At 49.6% G+C, this 228-nt stretch carries 1 tRNA gene; it reads right to left on the reverse strand.

The features are described from left to right. A tRNA-Val gene (locus SAY88_RS25760) sits at window positions 1-76 on the reverse strand. Between the last annotated feature and the right edge of the window lie 152 nt (window positions 77-228).

Raw genomic sequence — 228 nt, forward strand, 5'->3', positions numbered from 1 at the left:
TGGTGGAGGATGACGGGATCGAACCGCCGACCCCCTGCTTGTAAGGCAGGTGCTCTCCCAGCTGAGCTAATCCTCCGCTTCTGGATGTAAGAGGTAAGATGTTAGAGGTTAGAAAAGTCATTTTTCTAACTTCTTACTTCTAATCTCTATTTTCTAGAATGGTGACCCGTACGGGATTCGAACCCGTGTTACCGCCGTGAAAGGGCGGTGTCTTAACCGCTTGACCAA

This window comes from Halalkalibacter flavus (assembly GCF_036663575.1).
Taxonomy (GTDB): Bacteria; Bacillota; Bacilli; order Bacillales; family Bacillaceae_D; genus Halalkalibacter; species Halalkalibacter flavus.